This window comes from Candidatus Aegiribacteria sp. (genome assembly GCA_021108005.1).
Lineage (GTDB): Bacteria > Fermentibacterota > Fermentibacteria > Fermentibacterales > JCC-6 > Aegiribacteria.
Window position 1 is genome coordinate 1 of sequence record JAIORS010000110.1, and the last position, 22552, is coordinate 22552.

Here is a 22552-nt window from a genome sequence, read left to right on the forward strand (position 1 = left end):
TTCCAGCCTGTTTCAGCCTCATGGCTTTTCTTCTCCAGTCCCACCAGGAGAAATTCAGGCATCCGATCCAGGCATGATCCGCTCCGATGCCGGATGAAACCGTTGAAATGTGCCGCTTGTCGTCATCGTTATCGGAGTACATCTCAGCCAGCTCCTCCGCGGCCAGATGGGAGTTCACTGAAAGAAGCGGGGATTCAATTACCTGGACTTTTCCATTCATCCCATCAATGAAGACTATTACCTCATTTTCAGATTTTCCGGTGATAACAAGACAGTCAAAACCTGAAAATTTAAGGAGGGGACCGAAGTGTCCTCCAACATTCGAATCCACCGCGGACCCTGTTGTGGGGGATATGGTAGTTACAATGGATTTGCCCGAACCAGAGAAGGAAGGGGTACCGCCAAGCGGCCCCGCAGCTATGCATATAGGGTTTTCCGGGCTGTTCCATTTCGTTTCAGAGGTTACTTCCTGCCACATCATCCAGAGGTCAAACCCTTTTCCTCCGGTGAATGTCTCTTTCATTTTTTCGGTTACCGGTATGATCCTGAAAGAAGGTTCTGAGATATCGACTCTAAGTATTTCCCCTGTATATCCTCGTATGGATGGTTTGGGGTTGTACTTGAAAGTTCCGAGAACCTTCTGTTCTTCAAGAATCTCACCGGCGTTGTGCGTGCTTGCCATAGAAAACTCCCCATGTTTGCGCCAGTATGTACATTTAATCTACTTGCAATGATTATGATAATTATCATAGGAATATAACAAAGAAAGCTACAAATTGAAGGGATCGGAAACAACCCTCACAAATGGACTCTGGCACATACGAAAATGATTGTTTAGAATTTAATATGATTGCTGAAGAAACGAATGCATTCCGAGACAATCCTCCAGGTCTCACGGTTATTCTCAACAGCTCGTCTGTGGGTATCGCAGGAGCTGGTGGTATAGGATCGAATGTGGCCTCAGTACTCACTCGCGCAGGATTGGGCAGGCTCATAATAGCCGATTTCGATTCTGTCGAACTGCCCAATCTCAACAGGCAGTTCTATTTCAGAGATCAGATAGGATACCCGAAAGTTGAAGCTCTGAAACATAATCTGATACTAATAAACCCCGATGCTGAAATTGAAATCCGAAACAGCCTTATCGATTCCGAAAACGCCTGTTCCATCTTTAAGGACTGTGATGTACTTGTTGAAGCGGTGGACAGCGAGGAGACGAAGATTGTACTCCTTGAATCCTGGCTTGAGGGGTTGCCGGGCAAACCGGTGTTCTCCTGTTCGGGTATTGCGGGTTTTGGAAGAACTGATTTAATCGGAGTTGACAGACGACAGAATCTGACAATTGTGGGAGATCAGGAAAGCGACCTTTCTCTGGGTACGCTTTCATCAAGGGTTGCTATTGTGGCCGCCATGATGGCCAACGAAATCATCGAACTCCTGATGGGGTCGGACGCCACTTGCGGCACTTAGTCCTGATGGGGTCGGACGCCACTTGCGGCACTTAGTCCTGATGGGGTCGGACTTCATTAGCGACACTTAGCAAATTAAATTTCTAGTCCTTGCAGGGTCGGACTTCATTAGCGACACTTAGCAAATTAAATTTCTAGTCCTTGCAGGGTCGGACTTCATTAGCGACACTTAGCAAATTAAATTTCTAGTCCTTGCAGGGTCGGACTTCATTAGCGGCACTTAGCAAATTAAGTTCTCCGGAGAAGGTACGATCCTCTACAAGCTGAGCACCTCTGTCAATTGCTTTGGATGCTCCTGATCTGCACATGTGAAGAAGTTTTGCACACTCTGTTTTACTTAATCCCAGTCGTTTCCAACATATCCATGCTATCAAAGCGCGAACGTTTGTGAGTTCACGATTCCTGTGATTTCCTCTGATTGAATCGAGCGTTACTCCCCATCTCTCAGAAGCCCAATCCAGCACTATCTCAATTTTATCATGTACATCCTGGCGTTGGAACATTTGAGTCTTTTCATGACATCCAGCGCAAATTTTCTGGATCCCAAGATTTTGCAGCATCTATTCCATTCATCCGCTGCATCATTGTATGAAACATCTGTGATTCCTGCTCTACCGACTGAATAATTTCCCCATATCAGCTTTAGGGTCTCTTTATCACTCATTTCTTCTTTAATGTATTTTAAGTATTCTTTTCTGGGTTCACTGCTCAATTTTGTGAATTTTGAAAGCACAAATTCCACATCCTGCCAGGGTGTTAATCGAATACCCATCATGTTTCCATGACCGGACCATCTGTAATACAATAGTGAAGCGTAATCATCTATTATTCCTGCCTTTAGCGGGTTGATATGTATGTATTTGACCAGCTGAAGAAAATAGTTTTCTTCCTGGACAAGTATCGACTTGAATCTTCCCTGGAAAACATAACCTTTCCTATCTTCCCGCAGATTGTAACAAATAGCATATCCGGTAAGGAGCCTTTGCATGAATGTACTGATTGGAATGCATCCTGTGCGAATAAGAAGGTGAAAATGATTAGGCATAATTACCCATGCGTAGACCTTTGTTTCAGTATCAGTAACGAGCTGAGATAACCTCTGGTATAGGTCTGAGCGATCCTTTTCGGAATTGAATACAGCTCTTCCATCTATCCCGCGAGCCATCACGTGATGCAGGGCGCCTTCCCAATCAGGTCGTACTTTTCTTCCCATTGTACTTCTAGTGTACGCATTATTGCTAAGGATTTCAAGGGGTAGAGTGAATAAGAGGCAAGAAATATGCAAATTTTAAAGATATTAATTTTGTAAGTGCCGCTTATGAAGTCCGACCCCCTTCCATATATTTACAAGGCAAGCTCAGTTCATGTATTCTAAGAATTGGTGGGTATAACTATGAAATGTCTTAAAGTTACCGGTACTGACAGTCTTGTAGATGAATTCATATCAATCTTCAGCACTACTATGCGGAACAAGAAGATATGTGTTATCTCAGAGGATGAAACAGGAAAGTGCGATGTATCTTTTCCGGGGTCTGAATTCGCTATGAAGATGATACGATCTATGCCTCCGGACATCGTCCTTCTGCGTTCGAACAATGAGCTGGCAGTCCCCATTGCATACTGCGACAACGAGCTCATCGAAGATGATTCGCTGCTTCTTGCACAGTACAATGGAGAAAATCACGGTACTGATTTTGAAGATATATACAGGAAAACATTCAACCTTCTTCCACAAAAGACTGCAGAAGAATGCGGAAAATGCGGAATGGATTGCATGGGGCTGGCAGAAGCCATTCTTCATGGAGAGAAGAGGGAGGAGGATTGTTATTACGCCTCCGGCAATGTTGAAGTAAAACTGGGAGGCAGGCTTATTGAACTGAGCAAATTTCCCGCAAGTATCATAGAAGGGGCTGTCATAGGCCTTGTATCTTCGCTGAAAGGCTACAATGAAAAGGAGGACATTTCTATAAGAGTGAAATCCTGATCACTATTTTGTAAAGAAAGAGCAGACGATTCCCGCCTGCTCTTGATGTTGTTTACTTAAGGTCAGCGGCATCCGCCACAATGGCGAACAACTGCTTCTTCAGAAGCGCAGTCATTATGGTTCGAGTCGCATTCGGTGCAGTCATCGCAATCCGAATTAGCTTTTTCGCAATCTGTGCATTCTTCACTTTCAGAATCACAGTCACATTCGTTGCAATCGTCACAGTCGCCAGTGCAGCCATCAACTGTTTCGTCACAGCAGCATGTTCCGTCCACACTTATGCAGTTGTCGCAGTCAGAAGTATTAGTATCATCCTGGGCATGCGCTATGGCAAAGACGCCGACTGATGCAAGGCACAATACAATTAGTATCGTTCGTTTCATTACTTATCCTCTTTGTTCGAGGTGCATGGATGATGACCACTTGGACCATGACATTTTCGTATCTGTTCCGAGGTACATTCACTTGGCTTGTCTTTTAGATTTTCCGGTTTCTGGCATTTTCCTTCACGTTCGCACATGGCTTCTCTCCTTTCGAGGTACATTTGCTAGGGTTAATTGGTTCATGTCTGACAGCAAACTGAGTGAGTAGTTTTATAGAATTATCAAGTTTTTCTCTGTTAAGCCTGTAATGGGTATAGTATCCATTCTTATGAGAAGTAACAAAACCGCTGAAATGAAGGATTCTCAGGTGTTGCGAAACTGCGCTCTGCGAAATATCGAGATTGCAGGCAAGTGCATTCACACAGAGGGATTCGTAATCCCGAAGAAGGGCAATTATTTTAAGCCTGCTTTCAACACAAAGCACTCCCATCAGTTCAGCCATCTGCTTAAGAGAATAATCCTCTGTTTTCATTGATCTCCATTTCAGTATATAAGTATATACTAATATAGAATTCGTATGTAAAGGGCAATTCCATGGAAAGCTTCCACTCTTCAGATAAAACGAATGAACCATCTAAGTGATATTGGACAGTCCTGTTTGATCAGGCAAGATCTATTTCGAACTGCTTATTTCTTCAAGAACTTCTTTACAGGATGGAACAAATTCGAAGAATTTCTCAATTCGCTCACAGGGGTAGTCAGCACAGAGTCCGCAGTTGATCAGTTTGTGGGTTTGCTGACTGCATGATCGGATATCACACTCTGCGCAGTGACTGATCTGCACACCCTCGGTAGCCTGACATCCCACGCAGTTGATATCTGCTGCTTCAATCTCAAGTCCATGCATCTTCGACCATTCATCCGATGTCTTCTCCCGCAGTGCCTGGTTATCGGTTCTGTAAGCAATGAATGCAGGGCATTCAGTACAGATGATACCGCACGATCCAACTATTCTGTCCATGATGTCTCCTATCAGAAAGGTTTCAGTGCCAGATGAAAAGTATATAACGATTTATGATACCAGTGGATCCATCACTTCGAAATAGTATTCATTACAGTCTGAATCGCATCTGGTGCAATGTTCTTAAACTGAAGTGGAATTCATTTCTATAAAGGATAATTGTGTGGAATAGCTTCTATTTTACGGCCTGATGAGAATTTCCTCAGCCAGATTCATCTCTCTTACAGTATTAGCTGTATCTTCAAGATAGCCCTTTGGATAGGTGGGTATGTTAGCAAATTCGGCTGAGAGGGTTTTTTTGGAATGAAAAGCCTGAAGAACGTACCGCTTGATCCTGCCAGTTTCCTGAAGGAGCTCGATGATATCATCGCGGTTTACTATTCCAGGAACCATGGTGGTTCTGAATTCGTATGCGGGCAGGGACATGATAATTCCAATGGATTCCCGGACATCCTGGAAAACGGCTTTCTCCCCGGTAGCCTTCAGGTACTTTGAAGGAGAACTCTTGAGATCCATTGCAACGTAGTCAATATAGGGAAGTACCTCTTTGAGCATTTGAGGTTGAGTACCGTTCGTATCTATTTTTACAGAAAGATTGGTTTCGGATCTAATGCTTCTGAGAAAGCTGACAATTCCACCGTAAATAAGTGGTTCGCCCCCGGTGATTGATACCGCTTCGATGAAACCTTCTCTATCCAGCAATTTCTTCAGTACTTCTTCATGGGTGAGCCCGAACTCTTTATCGAGCAAATCGGGTTTGACAAGCTCCGGGTTATGACAGTATGGACAGTACAGATTGCAGCCGGATATGAAAACTACGGATGATATTTTGCCGGGATACTCGATCAGGCTGGTGCCTGTGAGGGATCGGATCAACTATCAGCCTTTTCTCGGGTATTGGTTAGTGAAATGTACTCCCGCTGAGAGAATTCTTCTCTTTTTCCCTTGTTCCAGCTCTGAACGGGCCTGTAATATCCAACGATTCTTGAATAGACTTCAGTTTTTATAGCTTTTATGTGTTTTTTTTCTTTAATTTCAGGCATTTGTTGGAACCTTTCCAATGCTGAGGAAGAGACTTCCCTGCTCTTCCGAATCAGTGTCATTAATTGTAGTGTAGCTGCCTTCGGGCAGCTTGTCATATTCGTCAGCGTTTACAACTTCACCAAATTCCGAAAGTTCTTCCCTCGTGTGGGGATAAGGGCACAGAAAATGCTCTCCGGCGATATACCCGTGAACGGGGCATATTGAGAAAGTGGGAGTGAAGCTGAAATACGGCAGATGGTATCGCGTTACGATTGATTTTGCCAGTTTTCGGACCATTCTCCAGTCGGTAATTGCTTCGCCTATGAATACATGAACAACTGTTCCGCCGGTGAATTTAGTCTGAAGGGGGTCCTGGTGTTCAAGGAGCTCGAAAACATCCTTTTGTTCATTAACCGGCATATGGACTGAATTGGTGTAATAAGGATCGGAGCTTCCCATACAGTACGTGTCAGGGAATTCACTTCTATCCTTTCTTGCAAGACTGTAGGAAGCTCCCTCCGCTGGGGAGGCCTCAAGATTGTAGAGATTTCCTGTTTCTTCTTGAAATTCCGTGAGTTTTTCCCGCATGAAGTCCAGCACCTTAAGAGACCATTTTCGGCTATCTTCGGCCAGGATGTTGTCACCAAGGAAATTCACGCAGCATTCGTTCATCCCTATCAGCCCTATTGTGGAGAAATGGTTGCTCCAGTAATGTCCCTGATCTGCTTTAATGCTTCGAAGGTAATGGCTCGTGTATGGGTAAAGCCCTTTTTCTGTGAGTTTTTCTATAAGATCCCGTTTAAGCTCAAGGGATTCCCTTGCAGCTTCCATAACAGCAGTAAGACGGTTAAAGAACTCGTTCTCATCCGCCGATGTATATCCTATTTTTGGAAGATTAACAGTAACAACACCTATGGATCCTGTAAGAGGGTTGGACCCAAAAAGGCCTCCGCCCCTGCTACGGAGTTCCCGGTTGTCAAGCCGGAGTCTGCAGCACATGCTTCTGGCGTCTTCGGGGTCCATATCGGAATTCACAAAATTGCTGAAGTAAGGTACTCCATACTTACCGGTCATTTCCCATAATGGTTTTAGATTGTCGTTATCCCATTCGAAATCCTTTGTGAGATTGTATGTTGGTATAGGGAAAGTGAAGATTCTTCCTTTCGAGTCACCCTCCATCATAAGTTCTGCAAAAACGCGGTTAATCATGTCCATTTCCAGCTGGAAGTCGCCGTAGACTTCATCTTTCGGTTCACCGCCGATAATCACTTTTTGTTCACGGAAGGTTGATGAAGGCTTAAGATCCATCGTTATGTTAGTAAACGGAGCCTGAAATCCGACCCGTGTAGGGATGTTCACATTGAAAAGGAATTCCTGGAAAGCCTGTCTGACTTGAGGATAGTCCAGATTGTCATACCTGACGAAAGGAGCCAGCAGTGTATCGAAATTGGAGAACGCCTGTGCCCCTGCCGCTTCTCCCTGCAGTGTATAGAAGAAATTAACAATCTGTCCGAGTGCTGTTCTGAGATGTACAGGAGGAGCGGATTCAGTTTTCCCCCTTGCCCCTCTGAAACCTTCTTTCAGAAGACTCATAAGATCCCAGCCGACACAGTATGGCCCGAGTATTCCAAGATCATGAATATGGAAATCACCGTTTTCCTGGAACCCCCTTATTCTGGGAGTATATATTTTACTAAGCCAGTATTTTCTTGTTATTGAGGATGATAGATAAAAATTTAATCCCTGCAGGGAGTAGTTCATATTCGAGTTTTCCTTGACCCGCCAATCAACTTTACCAAGGTAATCGGGGACGGTCTCCTCCATTTCGCTGAGCAGATGATCCATATCTCTGGCTTCGTTCTTTTTCTCACGGTAAAGGATGAATGCCCTTGCGGCAGAAGTTAATTTCCGAAGAACAAGAGTCTCTTCAATGAAATCCTTGATGTGTTCAACGGTTGGAATTGAGCCGGTCCTGAAGTAGTTCATATAAAGGGCGGCTTCGACCTGATCCGCGATTTCTCCGGAATCAGCATCGGTAGATGAAGAATGGAGTGTTCGTTCAACAGCCTTTTCAATTTTCAGCTTGCTGAAATTTACAATTTTGCCATCACGCTTACGTATCAGCCAGTCCATCAATTACCTCGAAAAAAAGCAGAATCAGTTCTCAAAAAAGAATCCGCGGTCATTTATTATCAAAATATCACACATATCGAATGTGGTCGATGAAATTCGAATTTCCTCCTTTCGAGTATATTTTTTTGTATTCCAGTGTCAAGTGAAAAAACACAACATCTTGTGTTCACGCAGTAACAGTATGTCCATATATTGAGCTATATGCAAGATAGTAAATCACCTGTGAAAGCTGAGCGAAAACGGTCAGTAAAGGTTGAAAATAGCCTGACTGATACCGGTGTTTTTATAACATATTGCAGTGAAATGAGAAAATGCTTCCGTATAGTGCGTTGAAAATGCTTGAATACTAATTATAGCACCGTTTTTCACAGCGGTATCGTACTACCGGAGAGAGGCAAACGGGAGCAGCTTTATACTGAATTGTTCTTCTTGATTTTTCGGTTTAAGTTCTGAACGCAGATGTCACCAGAGGTTATTTCCGGATGGTGATAGCGTTTCTGACCGGCAGTTTTTCTGCTGATCAGAATAGCCCTCTCCGGGCACCAGTGAACACAGGCAAGGCACTCCTCGCACCGGTGTCGCCATTGTGGGCTGCCGTCCACAATCATCACGTTGCCCACGGGGCAGACGCTGGCGCAGAGTCCGCAGGAAATGCAGTCGGAGGTTACCATGAACTTAGCATCTTTCCCGGGAGCTGTTCTGGACCATTTCTTATGAAAAAGCCGGTAGAGAAGTTTGCCGGGGAGTGAATCCGAGCCGGAGGATCTGTTCCTATCTCGTATTTCCTCAGTGATTTTCTTCAGGGTACTTTCCGCCGCACTCAACAGCTTCTTTACTTTCTTTCCTGAGGCTATATCATAAAGCGGCAGGTAGTTGCCTGGCATCGGAACCATAAAAACAGCGTCCAATTGATGTTTCAGAATCTGTTTCAATTCACCAGCGACCCAGGAAGGACCTCCTCCGAATGTTGCCACCGCAAAGACGTACTGATCGGAGTTGATTTCCAGCTTATCAGCAAACGACCTGACCAGGTTAGGCAATCCTTCGAAGTACATCGGGAAGACAAGACCCACAATCTCATGGTCCGGAGATACTCTTTCTCTTTCTGACAATTCTGCCATTGGCAAAAGCTCGCAGTCATCAAGCCCGGCCGCCACTTTGCGCGCAGCGTAAAGCGAATTGCCGGTACCGCTGAACCAGTATAGTACAGTTGCCATTATTCCCTCCTGGTATCCTTTAAAGGAAAAACCTGCTCTGTTTCTCACCAGCTAATATAATACTGATAGAGGACTCTATATCATAGCAAATATCAATGATCTGGAAATAGATCTTTGAGCATTTCATCAGTCATAACTGGCTGGGCCAGGGCCAGCATGAGGAGTAGTCTGGCCTTGTATGGGCTCAGGTCACCGGCGAAAAGTACACCTGTTTCCATAAGTGAACTGCCGCCTCCCTGGTCTCCGTAGAGCGCATGCGCTTCCCCGTAGCGAACCCTGCTTGCGGCAATCACGGGGATGTTTCTGTTCAGGGCGTACTGGATGGCATGGAACACATCCTCGTTTACATTCCCGGCGCCTACACCTACTACTACCAGCCCCTCTGCTCCATTGTCCACGGCGAAACGAATGTATTGTCCGTCATCCCCTGAGAAGCTGAAGAACAGGGGTACTTCGGGAAGTTCACCCGGCAGAGGGAGGTATGTATCTTCTATAACTTCGTTGTACAATATAACCTGGTCACCGATTATGTATCCAAGATATCCGTATCCACCGGAATCGAAGGTTTGAACATTGGTTGTATTATCCTTTTCAACATGACGCGCTGAATTGATATACTGGTTAAGGGTTACAGTTACGCCCCATTCCTCAGCTTCTTCTGAACAAACCAGAAGAACAGCGTTGTAAAGATTGGCAGGGCCGTCCGGGCTGAGATCAGAACCGCTTCGCATAGAACCCACGAAGCAAACCGGTTTTGTGCTTTCAAGTGTGGTTTCCAGGAAGAAGGCTCCCTCCGCCATGGTGTCGGTACCATGAGTTACAACTACCGCACGGACTTCGGACCGCTCGAGTATTTCCTGTACCGCCGCGCTCAGATCTCTCCAGATATCAGGGGTCATCTGTGAACTGTCGATATTGCGGAATTCCACTACCTCTATATGGGCTACACTGCTCAACCCTGGCACTGCGGCAAGAAGATCGTCCCCTGATACAGCGGGGACAACGCCACCGGTTGCGGGATCGTATTTTTCAGCGATTGTTCCACCTGTGGTTACTACAACCACCGTTGGCAGAGAATCTGTTGCGCTACTGTCCGATATTGCACTGCCGGACAGCATAAGAAAAACTGCTATCGTAAGGCTTCTACCGTTTTTCATGCAAGTTCCTCTCTTATAAACGTATTCAATCTATGAATCATTAAGGGAATGATAATACAGAGATTCTCAAAGTCATGTCGAAGTCATTTAATCATAAATTTTCTGAAAAGGATATTCTGCTCGTGGAGTTAGTAAATGCAGGCATCGAGTATGGAAAGTACTTCCGCGAGGAGATCTTCAGAAGCCTTTTCGACAAGTATGGCTTTTCTGGAATGGAAATCGATAGATTTTACCTGCTCGACCATTACGAATCCTGTAAGGCTGCTGTTTTCCGGAATAGGAACATGAAAGGGGAAATTACGCGATGTGTTCGTAAGAGGGCAGACAATAGACAAACCGGTGCCGAGATTGAACAGGTTCTTGCTTACTACAAGAGCAGGCCGTCGCCCCTTCTGCTCATGTCCGGATTGAGGATCGAAGGTTACTGTAATGATATCGCCCCGTTCAGGTATGTAGGGCATCATTTACCATTCCTCTTTGCCATCTGGTTTTCCCCAGTCGATTTCCTCTGTCCTGTAATCCGCAGGGATTTCAGCTATGAGATCTTCAATGTGGTGTTTTCCTCGAATTCTTTTTAAAGGAGTTATAGTAATAATGTTATCCTGTACCTTAATATCAACTTCATCACCTACAACAAGATTAGCGTCTTCCATAATGTTTCTGGCGAGGCGCAGCCCCTGACTGTTACCCCATTTCTGAATTTTCGTATGCATTTAACACCACCTTGCGTATAGCCCATGTATAGCCCTGCTGGAGTGTTTTGTCAATGTCAATGATATTTCTCAAGTTTTTGATGGACTGTCATGTTCTTTAGATTCGGTTGGATCAGACCAGATCTCTGATATGGTTACGGAAAAGATATCTCATTAGTGCCAGCATTACAGGAGCAGTAATTACTACAATTACAGTCGTAAAGTTCCAGGTATTCAGAACGAAGGCCAGGGCCAAACCGGCGGCAGGAGGGTGCTCGGTGTCTGTGAAAACCATGATGAATATGGAAAGGCCTACCGATACAGCACCCATTATGATTACTATAGTACCCCATCCAGTAGTTCCATGGGTTCCGATTATGCCTGCGAGCAGTGAGCAGCCGATGCCGGTAAAGATTCCTGTGGCATATCCTCCTATCAAGGATCTTGTCTTGGCTGAAAATGCGTTGGGTGCAGTGAATACGATAAAAGATGAGGCTCCAATGGATGCGATGATGGCGGTCTGAAGGGTCGCGTCAAGGATTACAAGTACGATCAGGACAGTTATCGTTGCCAGTGAGCACTGAAAAAAGTAAGTCCATGCGTTTTTTCTGAATTTGTCATCTGTCAATCTCATTGTAGAATCTCATCCAATCCGCCTGCTATGGATGTGTAGGTAATTCCGCTTCCTAGCCATCGTTCCGCTGCCAGTCTGATATCCTCCTCTGTAAGTTCTGAGACTTTCCGCATAGTGTGCCTGTCGTGGTCCAGAGGAAGCTTCATTGATGCATAGGAGAGCAGTATTCTGGTTATGGCGCTGTATTTCATCATGCCCAGTTCCTGGCGGCCTATGTAGGAAGCCTTTTCCAGCCTGAGTTCATTTTCGCTTACGGTTTTTGAGGTGAGATTCTCTATTTCCTGCTTCAGTTTCTGAAAGGCCATAGAGAAAGCGGAAGGGCTTGTAAGGAGAAGGGTGACGATTCGACCTCTGTCCGCCAGGGGTATATAGAGGCTGCTTACATGATATGACAGACCAGTTTCCCTTATACTTCTTCCCAGTCTTGACCCAATGCCTTCTCCAAGGATTCCGCTGAGGATAAATATGGCACAGGAGTCATTGTGTAATCTGGGGGGTGCCGGTGATCCTATCAGAGCAGCTATCTGTTCCCTGCCTTCCAGATTGATATGCAATTCGGATGACTTCTGCTGATTGCTGACTTTCTCTATTTCGGCAGGAGGATAGTCTGGATCCTTCCAGGCGGAGAAGAACCTGATGATCGAGTTGAGCATTCTGTTTTTCTGAAAACTGCCCACTGCAACAATGATGGTTTCAGATGGCTTACAGAACCTGTGATGAAAATCGATTACATCGTTTCGAGAAACAGCTTCGAGCGATTTTCTTGTGGGTACAGCGGCTCTATACGGCGGATCGGTGGATTGTCTCGAGAAGGAGTTCATTGCGGCCCCCACGGGCGATTTAATCCACTCCTCAAGGGTCGAAATGGCATCAGTTTTAACAGCTTCAACGTCTTCTTGCCGGAAGGCCGGGTTGACAAACATGTCGGAGATTACAGATAGAACTTCGTCCACATCCTTGCTCAGTGAAGTAATCATACCTCCGGCGAATTCACTGGTTGAAGATAAATCCACACTTGTGCCCAGGTTTTCCAACCGTGCATTGAACTTGATGCTGTCTTCATCGGGTGTTCCATAAAGCATGGTCTCAGCTGTGATTTCCGATAGGCCTGTCAGTTCTGCAGGTTCCCTGTCCGAACCCATAGCGCAGGAGAATCCAAGAGATACGATAGGAAAGGAAAAGTCCTCTTTCAGGATTATTCGTATGCCATTATCGAGGACTATTTCTTCTGCATTGTCAGAAGCTGATACTTCTGGTGCCTTCAGAAGCCTGTCGGGGATATCTATTTCAGAGGGTTTCTGAGCTGTGGGTGGAACAAGTTCAGGTTCAGAAACGGAGGCAGATATTTCAGGCGGTTTAGCTGAAGCAACACTGGTGCTGGAAGGATGCATTATAACGACAGTAGAAAGGCTCTTTCTGAAGTACTCTATTGCGACATCTTTTATATCGTTTTCACTTACTGCATTACAAGACTTCATTGAATTCCAGTAATAGTAGGGATCATGAAATTTGGCATATCCTGTGGAGAACCTTCTCGACCTGCCCAGCGGGTCAGCATCAGATATTATACTCCAGGCTTCCCTGCGTTTTTTAAGTATTGCCAGAGCTTCGCTGTTGATACCCTCTTTTCCTATCCTGTTCAACTCATGGAAGATTGTGCTTTCCACCTTTTCAATCGATCCGCCCCTCGGTAGCAAAGCCCGTATGATGTAAAGCCCCGGCATGACAAGAGTATTTGTTGAAACTGAGATGTCCAGAACGAGCGATGGTTTTACCAGAAGTTCCTCAAATCTGCTGGATCTGCCGGATGACAGGTAAACTGAGATAAGTGAAAGTGGCTCCGAATCCGGATGATCTGCTTCTGGAACTCTGAACCCAATGGTGATCCTTGGAAGGTATGAGGGATAGTCTATTTCTGCTCGTATCTGATTGGTCTGGGGAGGTTCTGGAGTAATAGATGGCCTTTCATCCTCATGTCCCGAATACTTGCCGAAAAAGCTATTTATTTTTGTGGACACAGCTTTGCAGTCAATATCTCCGACAACTGAAATAACGGCGTTAGCCGGATTATAAAAAGTCCCGTAAAAATCCAGCAGTCCTTTTTGAGAAAACGATCTGATATCGTCCTGAGTGCCCGTAATAGGTCTGCCGTAGGGATGGCTCCCAAAGGCTTTATCAAACAGAAGTGAGTCAAGTGATCCGCCAGGGTCATCTCTCTCTGTAAGAAGTTCTTCTTCAAGAACTACAGCTGTTTCTGAAGCGATATTGTCAGCAGTTATTCTGCAGTTCCGCATCCTGTCAGCCTCAAGTTCAAGAATATCGTTAAGGCCTGCTTTTGGTACTACTGAGTAATAGACCGTTGTATCTCTTGAGGTATATGCGTTTGCCACCCCACCGTTGCGCTGCACTATCTGCCAGTATTTGCCGGGATCGAATTTTTTTGATCCCTTGAACATCATATGCTCGCAAAAATGGCTTAAGCCCCGGGTTTCAGAGGTTTCCCACGATGAACCAATCCTGTATGCAAGGCACACAGCGACTACAGGGGAGTAAGCTAGTTCCTGAAGTATGACTGTAAGGCCGTTTTCCAGCTTCTCTATCCTGACTTTGTCAGGTGTTTTAATTGCAGTCATATCTTAAAGGCTGTTCTCCAGCTCTGTCTGAATCTGTGACGCATTTCCTATTCGGATAGAATATCCTCCTCCTGTATACCACCGGCAATGGATACGAACCACTCTCCAGCTATCAGGTATTTTGATGCGGCTTCGCGAAGATCATCGGGCGTGAGTTCAAGAACCTGTTCAAGGTACAGCAGATTCCAGTCAAGAGGCCTGCCATCAGCGTAGAGCGCAGTGAATCTGGATGCCTGACCCGAGTAGCTCATGCCTGAAAACGCTTGTCCGCCTACTGCGCTTGCTTTTGCCAGGCGGAGTTCAATGTTCATTACGTTTTCGGTTGATATCCTTTCCATTTCGTTTATCACCGATGAGGTAGCATGTGGTATGTAATCGGCAAGGGTTGACAAATAAGCTATGAAAGTACCGGTGCTGTCGTAAGTTGATAACCAGCTGCCAACGCCGTAAGCTAGTCCCTGCTCATCCCGAACACTGTGTCCCAGCCTTGAACCGATACCCTGGCCAAGGATCGTATTCATGATTCTGAAAGCTGGATAGTCGGGCATGTCGGTTCCGGGAGCGTTCCTTGCTATCATTACCGCTGCCTGCATTCTTCCCGGCATGAAAGATACTATTGTGTCTCCCGGAGCTGTAGAGAATTCAGGAATCGATATTTCGGGTAAAGATTGTTCGGGATTGTTCCATTCTCCAAAATGATTTTCTACAATACTGTAGACTGTTTCAGTGTTGATATCACCCACCACGGTTATAACAGTACCTTCTGGCCTGCAGCATATATCGTAGTAATCAATTACTTCGTTGAGAGTAATTCTGTCAAGAGTTGTCCTGGAAGGTCTTCTGTAGTCATCGGAAGAGTAGGCGGTAATAACCATGAGACTGTCGTAGGCAACTGAGAAAGCCTGCTCGGCAGAAGCTTCAAGGTTAGCGTACTGCTCGTTCATTACCGTTTCGAAATCAGATTCCCTGAAAGCGGGCCTTAAAAGCAGGTCAGAAATTATCTCAAATGCAGTTTCCAGGTCTTCCGAAAGCAGTGTAACAGATCCTGAGGAATATTCTGATCCCGAATAGAATCTAAGGTACGAACCCTCCATTTCAAGCTTCTTATGGAATTCGGTATAGTCCAATTCCTCGGGACCTTTCAGCATTGTTTCAGTGGTTACTGTAGCAAGTCCGTTGAGTTCCGATGAATGCATCAGGGCGCCCATGGGGGTTGCGAAGCTGATAGAGGCCACAGGGAATGTATGGTCTTCCTTTATGAGCAGAACAAGGCCGTTCGGAAGCTGGAATTCCTGAACTCCGAAAGCGATGGAGGTTTCAGGAGGTGTAAGGAAATCCTCGGGTATTTCAAGACCTTCATAATCGATGGATGAAGGTTCCGTAACATCCGTGGGAAGTTCTTCCCTTTCACGGTCTCCATGCATGCCCATTCCTCCGGACGGAACGAGAACTGCAATGTTCACACCGTCCCGGCGGAAATACCTTGAAGCGGCTTCACCGATATCGGAAGGAGTGAGCTGTTCAATCAGCTCAAGCTGCTCCTGCTCATGAAGAGGGTTACCAAACATGGTTGCTGAGAGACTGTAGTTTATTGCCTGTCCCAGTGGGCTTGCATTGCCCAGTATTTCCCTCGCACGGTACCTGTTTCTGTGTTCTTCAAGGGTTTCTTCTGGAATTCCGTTCTCCGCGATTGCGTCAAGTTCATCCCAGATTATCTCCTGAATTTCCTCTGTTGTTACATCACTGTCTTCTGGAGGGTTCATGGTTACGCTGATATTGAACATGCCTGGATCAATTCCACCATCGTTCCAGGCTCCCGCGCTGTGTACAAGATTCGTTTCAACAAGAAGCTGCTCGAGCCTGCTGGATCTTCCTCCTGAAAGGTACGAGGCTATCATGCTCAGTGCTGGATTATAGTGGTCATCACCGTCGGTTGAGTGAAAAGCCATTACGAATCGGGGAAGATTTGACGCGTGTTCAATTTCTATGTTTCTGGCTTCGATCTGTTCCGGTTCAACCGCTATGGATTCCTCCGGTACCTCTCCCGGTGGAATGCTGCTGAAATAGTGGTTTATCTGCCGAAGAAGCTCCTCCGTATTAAAATCCCCCACGATTGTAAGGACCGCGTTGGAAGGGCAGTAATAGGTTTCATAGTAGCTGCGAGCATTGTTATGGTTGTATCCAAGGATATTGTCGTCGTAACCGATCACTGGATGCCGGTAGGGATGTTCCGTGTACGCGATTTCTGAAAGAGCTTCCCAGAGCGCTCCGTCAGGGCTGTCTATGCTTCTCATTCGACGCTCTTCATGAACGACATTCCTTTCAGACACAACCTCTATGGAGTCGATAGTGCAGTTCACCATTCTGTCGCTTTCAATAATCAATGCATCTTCCAGCCTGCTTGAAGGAAGAAGAAGATAGTAACATGTAAAATCGTTGCTTGTGAAAGCGTTAGCACTTCCTCCGTCCCTCTGGACGATCTGCCAGAATCTCGACTTCGGCATGTCCGGAGTTCCCTTGAACATAAGGTGTTCGCAGAAATGGCTTATACCCAGGATGTCACCTGATTCGTTTCGAGAACCCACTCTGTAGGAGATAACCGAAGCCACAACTGGAGCATAGTGGAGTTCCTGCGTAATGATTGTGAGCCCGTTTTCTAGAATCGTAATATCAGGTTCTGAAGCAAATGTCGGAGATATAGAGATTACATGAAGCAGCATGACCAGCATCAATCTTATCATAGGAATCAACCTTTCCCGGGCGATGAAATTATTTATACGATAAAAGTATGTTATACAAGAATAACATACGCAATAGACTGTACAATTAATATTGTGATGCTTTAAGATATTGTTATGAAATGAATTCTGAATACAGAGCAGTAAGATATGGAGAATGCAGACTCGCTTGGAATCGTCTTAATGCATTGTAACGATTCGATGAAGTAAAGAAAACCGGATTATTACTTCTGACAATCTGAAGAGTCTTGAAGAACAGATTGTAAAGAAGTATGTTCAATTATACTGGGTAGTGTTATTTTATTTAGAAAGGTTGTGTTTCCATGCCTCATAATGGATGCAAATTCATTTTCGTTACCGGGGGAGTAGTATCCTCCCTTGGAAAAGGAATAACGGCTGCCTCAATTGCTCTACTGCTTCGGCAGAGGGGATACCGCGTAACACTGCAGAAACTTGATCCATATCTAAACATTGATCCGGGAACGATGTCTCCCTATCAGCATGGGGAAGTATATGTAACGGATGATGGTACTGAAGCTGATCTTGATCTGGGACATTACGAACGCTTTGCGGGAGTGTTATGCAATCACAACAGTAACTATACAGCCGGTAAGATCTACTCAGCGGTTCTGTCAAGGGAACGCGAGGGTGGGTATCTGGGCAAGACAGTTCAGGTAATACCACATATTACCGATGAAATCAAGGAAGCTGTTCTTTCCCAGGCAGATGAAGTTATCGATATCTCGATTACAGAGGTCGGAGGGACAGCAGGTGATATAGAAGGTTTGCCATTTCTTGAAGCCCTGAGGGAACTCGGTCAGGATCTGGGCAGGGAGAATGTACTCTATATTCATCTTACTTTGATACCCTATCTGTCCGCATCCCGGGAACTGAAGACAAAACCCTCACAACAGTCAGCAAGCATTTTGCGCAATATAGGAATCATCCCGGATATTCTAATCTGCAGAACTGAAAAATCTCTTCAGGAAGAACATTTCAGAAAGCTATCCATGTTCTGTAACGTCCCTCTGGACGCTGTGATTGAAGAGAAAGACGTAGAGAATTCCATATACGAGGTGCCTGTTGAACTTGCAGAACAGAAGCTTGATGAACTCATCCTGAAAAAACTGGAGTTGCCGCTTAATCATCTGGACCTTGATGCCTGGAAATCCATGATCAGCAGAGCAGTGAATCCATCCGGCCCCCTGGTGAAGATCGGAGTCATCGGCAAGTACATGGGCCTGCGTGATGCTTACAAAAGCATATTTGAAGCCCTTACTCATGGAGGTATAGCCAATGATGTTGCTCTGGAAATAAAGGGCATCGAATCGGAGGATCTTGAAGGAGGTCAGACGGATATCCTTGAAGGCCTGGATGGAATACTGGTTCCAGGAGGATTTGGTTACCGGGGGATAGAGGGAAAACTGGAAGCTGTTCAGTTTGCAAGGAAACGGAACATACCGTATTTTGGAATATGTCTGGGGTTGCAGTGCGCAGTTATCGAAACAGCAAGGCATCTTGCAGGATTATCTGATGCCAACAGTTCCGAATTTTCTCCTGAATGTTCCCATCCGGTAATCCATATCATGGAGGAACAGAAGGATATTACCGACAAAGGAGGGACAATGCGCCTGGGGCTTTACTCCTGCGATCTTCTTGATGGTTCAGCGGCTCAATCGGCTTACGGAAGCAGCAGAATTTCCGAGCGGCACAGGCACAGGTACGAGTTCAACAACGAATATAGGGAAATGCTTGAAGAGGCAGGACTTGTATATTCTGGTCTTTCTCCGGACGGACGGCTTGTTGAGATAATAGAGAGGCCTGAACTCAGATGGTTTGTTGCATGCCAGTTCCATCCTGAATTCACTTCAACTCCCATTAAGCCAAATCCGCTATTTATTGCCTTTATAAGAGCTGCAAGGAAAAATGCGAGTAAATAAAGCAGGTGAATATTGTGGACTGTGCGGGATAAGCGGATTCAATGGAAATACCGTTGCGCTTGTTATAGAGGGATTGCTTGCCTTGCAGCACAGGGGCCAGGAGGCCGCAGGAGTGCTTGCATATTCAAATGGTAAGATGAAGCTGCACAAGGGGGAAGGCACTGTATTTGATGCTATGTCAGACATTCCATCTGATTTTTCGACCGGCAGAATCGAAGCGGCAATTGGTCATGTAAGGTATGGAACATACGGAGGAACCGGTGTTGAGAACGCCCAGCCGTTGATGGTGAGTATGGCGGGGTTTCAAATTGGAATTGCCCATAACGGAACCCTTTCAAATGCCGTATCGCTCAGGGAAGAACTGCAGCGCCAGGGAGCCATTTTCATGACAAATACCGATACCGAAGTTGTTCTGCACCTGATGTCCCGCCATCTCGAGCAGACAGGCTTCAATATTCGAGAAGCTCTCGAAATAGCCCTCAACAAACTACAGGGAGCTTATTGTTTCCTGATAATGACCCCCGATGGTCTTTATGCCGTAAGAGATCCACTGGGATTCAGGCCTTTGAACCTTGGCAGGTTCAAGGAGGGAGGGTGGATTGTTGCGAGCGAAACCCTGGCCTTTGATGTATGTGGAGCTGAGTACCAGAGGGAGATCAATGCCGGTGAGATCCTATACATTCCGCATGATACTATCGTTCCGGAATCGGAAAGGTTCAATAGTAAAACGAATCTCTTCAGAAACAGACAGGGCCTTGCCCAATGCATTTTTGAGCATGTTTATTTTGCGAGACCCGGAAGCAGAATATTCGGTGACAGTGTCTATGCAACAAGACTGGCCATGGGACGGCAGCTGGCCAGGGAGTATCCTGCGAAATGTGATATAGTCGCTCCGGTTCCCGACAGCGGTATGTTCGCCGCTATGGGTTTTGCCAGGGAGCTTGGACTGCCCTTCGATATGTGTTTTACCCGTAACCATTACGTTGGCAGGACATTCATCGATCCTGCTTCTGCACACCGAGCGACGATGGTTATGAGAAAACTTCAACCTATTCCGGAGGCTGTGAAAGGGAAAAGGTTGTGTGTCGTTGAGGACAGTATCGTCAGGGGTACGACAAGTCGAGCCAGAATACGGGCTCTTCGCGAAGCTGGAGCGACAGAGGTTCATATGAGAGTAAGTTGCCCTCCGCATAAATTTGCGTGTTACTTCGGAATAGATTTTCCTGAATCATCGAAGCTCATTGCAAGGAATTTCACAGTAGAAGAAATAGCGGACCAGCTCGAACTGGACAGCCTGGGCTACTTGTCGAAAGAAGGAATGCTCAACTGCGTCAGCGCACATAAACCCGGTGATTATTGCACAGCCTGCTTTGATGGTGAATATCCCGTGGAACCACCTGAACATCACATGAAGTATGACGGGTACAAAAGCCACAGTTAAGGAGATAAAATGATTCCCAACGGAGTAGCAATTCTTGATTTCGGTTCCCAGTACAATCAGCTTATCGCAAGAAGAGTAAGGGAAATGGGTGTTTACTGCGAGCTTATACCAGGGAATGCTCCTCTTTCGGAAATATTAAGGATTCAGCCTGCTGCTATAATCCTTTCGGGCGGCCCCTCAAGCGTATACGATGAAAACTCTCCACATCCAGACCCCGGAATATTTCAGCTTAAACTGCCTATGCTTGGCATTTGTTATGGAATGCAGCTCCTTGCTCTCCATGAGAATGGAAGAGTTGAGGGTGGACATGTCAGGGAATATGGTCCCGCAGAACTACACCACAAACAGAACAGTGATATTTTTAGAGGTATAGGGACTGGAGTACAGGCCTGGATGAGCCATGGAGACAGAGTTGTGAAGGTTCCCGATGGTTACAGTCAAATCGCCAGCACGGAATCACTGCCGATTGCGGCCATGGCAGACGTCACCAGGAAGCGGTACGGAGTACAGTTTCATCCTGAGGTGAACCACACAGAATTCGGAGAGAAACTGCTCAGGAATTTTACATTTGGAATATGCGGTATTTCGCCCAACTGGAACATGAAAACATTCCGGAAGAACTCAATTGAAAGTATTCGGAATGAACTTGCCGGCGGAGAAAATGTAATCCTTGGGCTTTCAGGAGGTGTAGACTCCTCAGTTGTAGCTGCTCTTCTTCACGAAGCAGTACCAGGTAGATTCACTCCAATCTTCGTTGATAACGGTCTTCTCAGAATGGGTGAAAAGGAATCGGTGGTGGAGACCTTCCGAGACCATTTTGGGATGCCGCTGAAGGTTATTGACGGTACAGATGAGTTCTTGACTGCTCTTAGAGGAGTGACAGATCCAGAGAAGAAAAGAAAAATAATTGGTCGAATTTTCATAGAACTTTTCGAAAAGGCTGCGTCCGAAATTGAGAAAGTAACGCATCTGGCCCAGGGAACGCTGTATCCTGATGTTATCGAAAGTGTTTCCTTCCGCGGCCCTTCCGCGATAATCAAAAGTCATCACAATGTGGGCGGTCTGCCTCAGAGGATGAAACTGAAACTGCTGGAACCTCTTCGGGAACTGTTCAAGGATGAAGCCAGGGAACTCGGACGAGAGTTGGGATTGCCTGAGAATATGGTATCAAGGCATCCTTTTCCTGGTCCCGGCCTGGCGGTCAGAATCCTTGGTGATATCAACCCCGAAGATCTGGATATACTCAGAAAAGCGGATAGGATTTACATTGATTATCTCCTGGAGAACGATCTCTACAATGATATCTGGCAGGCTTTCGCTGTGCTTCTTCCTATCAGAACCGTTGGAGTTATGGGAGATGAAAGAACCTATGACAGGGTTATTGCCCTCCGCGCAGTTACTTCAACCGACGCGATGACCGCTGACTGGTACAGAATGACTCCCGATCACCTTGCAAGGATTTCATCATCCATTGTTAACAGAGTCAACGGTGTCAGCCGCATTGTGTACGATATCTCAAGCAAACCACCGAGCACAATTGAATGGGAGTGATATGAGTTACTTCAATTGGATATGTCTATTGTTCTTCCTTGGTTTAGTTAACTTTTTTGTAGGTTTAACTGCTATGAATAAATTCCTATCTCAAAACAAATCCTTCAATACATACCAGAATCTTGAACAATTCAAGAGTATGGTAAGGAAGCAAATGTATCAGGCTCTTCTGCAGATCGTAATACTTGGCGGTATGGGAGTACTGGGAGTAGTCGGATTCGTTACCGGAAAACTGAGTACATCAGAGTTCATTATGTATTTCATATTTAATGGAATTAATCTAGGGGCGGGGAAATATGGAAAGGAAACTGAACGAAAGATAAGAACCCTTTCTATTGAAAACCTGAATGTCAGAGCAGAATACAATTCTATTTGTAAAACCTGGGGTAGAAAAGCCTTTCCGAACTTCTGAAATGCAAAGCCTGAGTGATCTTAAGTAGATTGGATGCGTAGCCTTTTCAGTTCAAGATAACGCTGGACGGGAAGCTAACTATAAATTAATTTATAATGTTACTAATAAATGGATAATAATGCCCGGATGCAAGACCTGATAACATATAGCCGACCCCCCACATGATTAGTAAATTATGATCATC

21 protein-coding genes are annotated in these 22552 nt (G+C 45.6%); 6 read left to right on the forward strand and 15 right to left on the reverse strand.

Going from position 1 to position 22552, the window contains the following annotated elements; all coding sequences use genetic code 11:
- A partial coding sequence (locus K8S15_06485) for an aldehyde:ferredoxin oxidoreductase (GenBank protein MCD4775686.1) occupies nucleotides 1–682 on the reverse strand: 682 nt, incomplete at its 3' end.
- 164 nt (nucleotides 683–846) lie between these two features.
- On the opposite strand from K8S15_06485, the gene thiF reads away from it, so the two are divergent.
- On the forward strand, nucleotides 847–1470 hold the full coding sequence (gene thiF, locus K8S15_06490; GenBank protein ID MCD4775687.1) for a sulfur carrier protein ThiS adenylyltransferase ThiF: 624 nt from the start codon (nucleotides 847–849) through the stop codon (nucleotides 1468–1470).
- Between the two features lie 462 nt (nucleotides 1471–1932).
- On the opposite strand, the gene K8S15_06495 is transcribed toward thiF, so the two are convergent.
- Nucleotides 1933–2682: a transposase gene (locus K8S15_06495; protein ID MCD4775688.1), complete on the reverse strand. Its 750-nt coding sequence runs from the start codon at nucleotides 2680–2682 to the stop codon at nucleotides 1933–1935.
- 180 nt (nucleotides 2683–2862) lie between these two features.
- Here K8S15_06495 and K8S15_06500 point away from each other — a divergent pair, with 180 nt between their 5' ends.
- Nucleotides 2863–3453 (forward strand): hypothetical protein, encoded by a 591-nt coding sequence (locus tag K8S15_06500; protein MCD4775689.1) that lies wholly within the window; start codon nucleotides 2863–2865, stop codon nucleotides 3451–3453.
- A gap of 62 nt (nucleotides 3454–3515) precedes the next feature.
- Here the strand turns inward: K8S15_06500 and K8S15_06505 are convergent, their stop codons facing one another.
- The 13 genes from K8S15_06505 to K8S15_06565 form a co-directional block, all read right to left on the reverse strand.
- On the reverse strand, nucleotides 3516–3836 hold the full coding sequence (locus tag K8S15_06505) for a hypothetical protein (GenBank protein MCD4775690.1): 321 nt from the start codon (nucleotides 3834–3836) through the stop codon (nucleotides 3516–3518).
- Nucleotides 3837–3930: 94 nt separating this feature from the next.
- Entirely contained in the window at nucleotides 3931–4278 is a 348-nt protein-coding gene (locus tag K8S15_06510; GenBank protein ID MCD4775691.1) for a metalloregulator ArsR/SmtB family transcription factor, read from the reverse strand.
- Nucleotides 4279–4449: 171 nt separating this feature from the next.
- A complete protein-coding gene (locus tag K8S15_06515) occupies nucleotides 4450–4797 on the reverse strand; it encodes a DUF3795 domain-containing protein (GenBank protein MCD4775692.1) in 348 nt (115 codons plus the stop codon).
- A 180-nt stretch (nucleotides 4798–4977) separates the two neighbouring features.
- Complete coding sequence (locus K8S15_06520) at nucleotides 4978–5673, reverse strand: anaerobic ribonucleoside-triphosphate reductase activating protein (protein MCD4775693.1); 696 nt, start codon at nucleotides 5671–5673, stop codon at nucleotides 4978–4980.
- Nucleotides 5670–5840, reverse strand: a complete 171-nt coding sequence (locus tag K8S15_06525) for an anaerobic ribonucleoside-triphosphate reductase (protein ID MCD4775694.1) — start codon at nucleotides 5838–5840, stop codon at nucleotides 5670–5672. Before K8S15_06525 ends, K8S15_06520 begins: the two co-directional genes overlap by 4 nt.
- Nucleotides 5833–7953, reverse strand: a complete 2121-nt coding sequence (locus K8S15_06530) for a ribonucleoside triphosphate reductase (GenBank protein ID MCD4775695.1) — start codon at nucleotides 7951–7953, stop codon at nucleotides 5833–5835. Before K8S15_06530 ends, K8S15_06525 begins: the two co-directional genes overlap by 8 nt.
- A gap of 410 nt (nucleotides 7954–8363) precedes the next feature.
- Nucleotides 8364–9170 carry an EFR1 family ferrodoxin gene (locus tag K8S15_06535; GenBank protein ID MCD4775696.1) on the reverse strand — a complete coding sequence of 269 codons (807 nt, stop codon included), beginning with the start codon at nucleotides 9168–9170 and terminating at the stop codon, nucleotides 8364–8366.
- 92 nt (nucleotides 9171–9262) lie between these two features.
- Nucleotides 9263–10327, reverse strand: coding sequence for an asparaginase (locus K8S15_06540; protein MCD4775697.1), 1065 nt, complete (start codon nucleotides 10325–10327; stop codon nucleotides 9263–9265).
- 128 nt (nucleotides 10328–10455) lie between these two features.
- Complete coding sequence (locus K8S15_06545; GenBank protein ID MCD4775698.1) at nucleotides 10456–10791, reverse strand: type II toxin-antitoxin system PemK/MazF family toxin; 336 nt, start codon at nucleotides 10789–10791, stop codon at nucleotides 10456–10458.
- On the reverse strand, nucleotides 10792–11040 hold the full coding sequence (locus K8S15_06550; GenBank protein MCD4775699.1) for an AbrB/MazE/SpoVT family DNA-binding domain-containing protein: 249 nt from the start codon (nucleotides 11038–11040) through the stop codon (nucleotides 10792–10794).
- Between the two features lie 112 nt (nucleotides 11041–11152).
- The gene (locus K8S15_06555) at nucleotides 11153–11653 is read right to left on the reverse strand and encodes an HPP family protein (protein ID MCD4775700.1); all 501 of its coding nucleotides are present in this window, start codon (nucleotides 11651–11653) and stop codon (nucleotides 11153–11155) included.
- Nucleotides 11650–14286 (reverse strand): insulinase family protein, encoded by a 2637-nt coding sequence (locus K8S15_06560; GenBank protein MCD4775701.1) that lies wholly within the window; start codon nucleotides 14284–14286, stop codon nucleotides 11650–11652. The genes K8S15_06555 and K8S15_06560 overlap by 4 nt, the downstream gene beginning before the upstream one ends.
- A 47-nt stretch (nucleotides 14287–14333) precedes the next feature.
- Nucleotides 14334–17027 (reverse strand): insulinase family protein, encoded by a 2694-nt coding sequence (locus K8S15_06565; protein ID MCD4775702.1) that lies wholly within the window; start codon nucleotides 17025–17027, stop codon nucleotides 14334–14336.
- Between the two features lie 320 nt (nucleotides 17028–17347).
- Here K8S15_06565 and K8S15_06570 point away from each other — a divergent pair, with 320 nt between their 5' ends.
- From K8S15_06570 to K8S15_06585, 4 genes are read left to right on the forward strand one after another with little or no spacing between them, the layout of a single operon-like run.
- Complete coding sequence (locus tag K8S15_06570) at nucleotides 17348–18964, forward strand: CTP synthase (protein MCD4775703.1); 1617 nt, start codon at nucleotides 17348–17350, stop codon at nucleotides 18962–18964.
- On the forward strand, nucleotides 18951–20405 hold the full coding sequence (purF, locus tag K8S15_06575; protein ID MCD4775704.1) for an amidophosphoribosyltransferase: 1455 nt from the start codon (nucleotides 18951–18953) through the stop codon (nucleotides 20403–20405). The genes K8S15_06570 and purF overlap by 14 nt, the downstream gene beginning before the upstream one ends.
- Nucleotides 20406–20414: 9 nt before the next feature.
- Nucleotides 20415–21956, forward strand: a complete 1542-nt coding sequence (gene guaA / locus K8S15_06580) for a glutamine-hydrolyzing GMP synthase (protein MCD4775705.1) — start codon at nucleotides 20415–20417, stop codon at nucleotides 21954–21956.
- A gap of 28 nt (nucleotides 21957–21984) precedes the next feature.
- Nucleotides 21985–22368: a hypothetical protein gene (locus tag K8S15_06585; GenBank protein ID MCD4775706.1), complete on the forward strand. Its 384-nt coding sequence runs from the start codon at nucleotides 21985–21987 to the stop codon at nucleotides 22366–22368.
- Nucleotides 22369–22552 lie beyond the last annotated feature (184 nt).

Bases quoted from the DNA above. Each gene is read 5' to 3' on its own strand.
- K8S15_06565 (MCD4775702.1), bottom strand. From the start codon at position 17,027: ATGATAAGATTGATGCTGGTCATGCTGCTTCATGTAATCTCTATATCT.
- K8S15_06535 (MCD4775696.1), bottom strand. From the start codon at position 9,170: ATGGCAACTGTACTATACTGGTTCAGCGGTACCGGCAATTCGCTTTAC.
- purF (MCD4775704.1), top strand. From the start codon at position 18,951: ATGCGAGTAAATAAAGCAGGTGAATATTGTGGACTGTGCGGGATAAGC.
- K8S15_06560 (MCD4775701.1), bottom strand. From the start codon at position 14,286: ATGACTGCAATTAAAACACCTGACAAAGTCAGGATAGAGAAGCTGGAA.
- K8S15_06550 (MCD4775699.1), bottom strand. From the start codon at position 11,040: ATGCATACGAAAATTCAGAAATGGGGTAACAGTCAGGGGCTGCGCCTC.
- K8S15_06500 (MCD4775689.1), top strand. From the start codon at position 2,863: ATGAAATGTCTTAAAGTTACCGGTACTGACAGTCTTGTAGATGAATTC.
- thiF (MCD4775687.1), top strand. From the start codon at position 847: ATGATTGCTGAAGAAACGAATGCATTCCGAGACAATCCTCCAGGTCTC.
- K8S15_06530 (MCD4775695.1), bottom strand. From the start codon at position 7,953: ATGGACTGGCTGATACGTAAGCGTGATGGCAAAATTGTAAATTTCAGC.
- K8S15_06555 (MCD4775700.1), bottom strand. From the start codon at position 11,653: ATGAGATTGACAGATGACAAATTCAGAAAAAACGCATGGACTTACTTT.
- K8S15_06525 (MCD4775694.1), bottom strand. From the start codon at position 5,840: ATGCCTGAAATTAAAGAAAAAAAACACATAAAAGCTATAAAAACTGAA.
- K8S15_06570 (MCD4775703.1), top strand. From the start codon at position 17,348: ATGCCTCATAATGGATGCAAATTCATTTTCGTTACCGGGGGAGTAGTA.
- K8S15_06495 (MCD4775688.1), bottom strand. From the start codon at position 2,682: ATGGGAAGAAAAGTACGACCTGATTGGGAAGGCGCCCTGCATCACGTG.
- K8S15_06515 (MCD4775692.1), bottom strand. From the start codon at position 4,797: ATGGACAGAATAGTTGGATCGTGCGGTATCATCTGTACTGAATGCCCT.
- K8S15_06510 (MCD4775691.1), bottom strand. From the start codon at position 4,278: ATGGCTGAACTGATGGGAGTGCTTTGTGTTGAAAGCAGGCTTAAAATA.
- K8S15_06545 (MCD4775698.1), bottom strand. From the start codon at position 10,791: ATGATGCCCTACATACCTGAACGGGGCGATATCATTACAGTAACCTTC.
- K8S15_06505 (MCD4775690.1), bottom strand. From the start codon at position 3,836: ATGAAACGAACGATACTAATTGTATTGTGCCTTGCATCAGTCGGCGTC.
- guaA (MCD4775705.1), top strand. From the start codon at position 20,415: ATGATTCCCAACGGAGTAGCAATTCTTGATTTCGGTTCCCAGTACAAT.
- K8S15_06540 (MCD4775697.1), bottom strand. From the start codon at position 10,327: ATGAAAAACGGTAGAAGCCTTACGATAGCAGTTTTTCTTATGCTGTCC.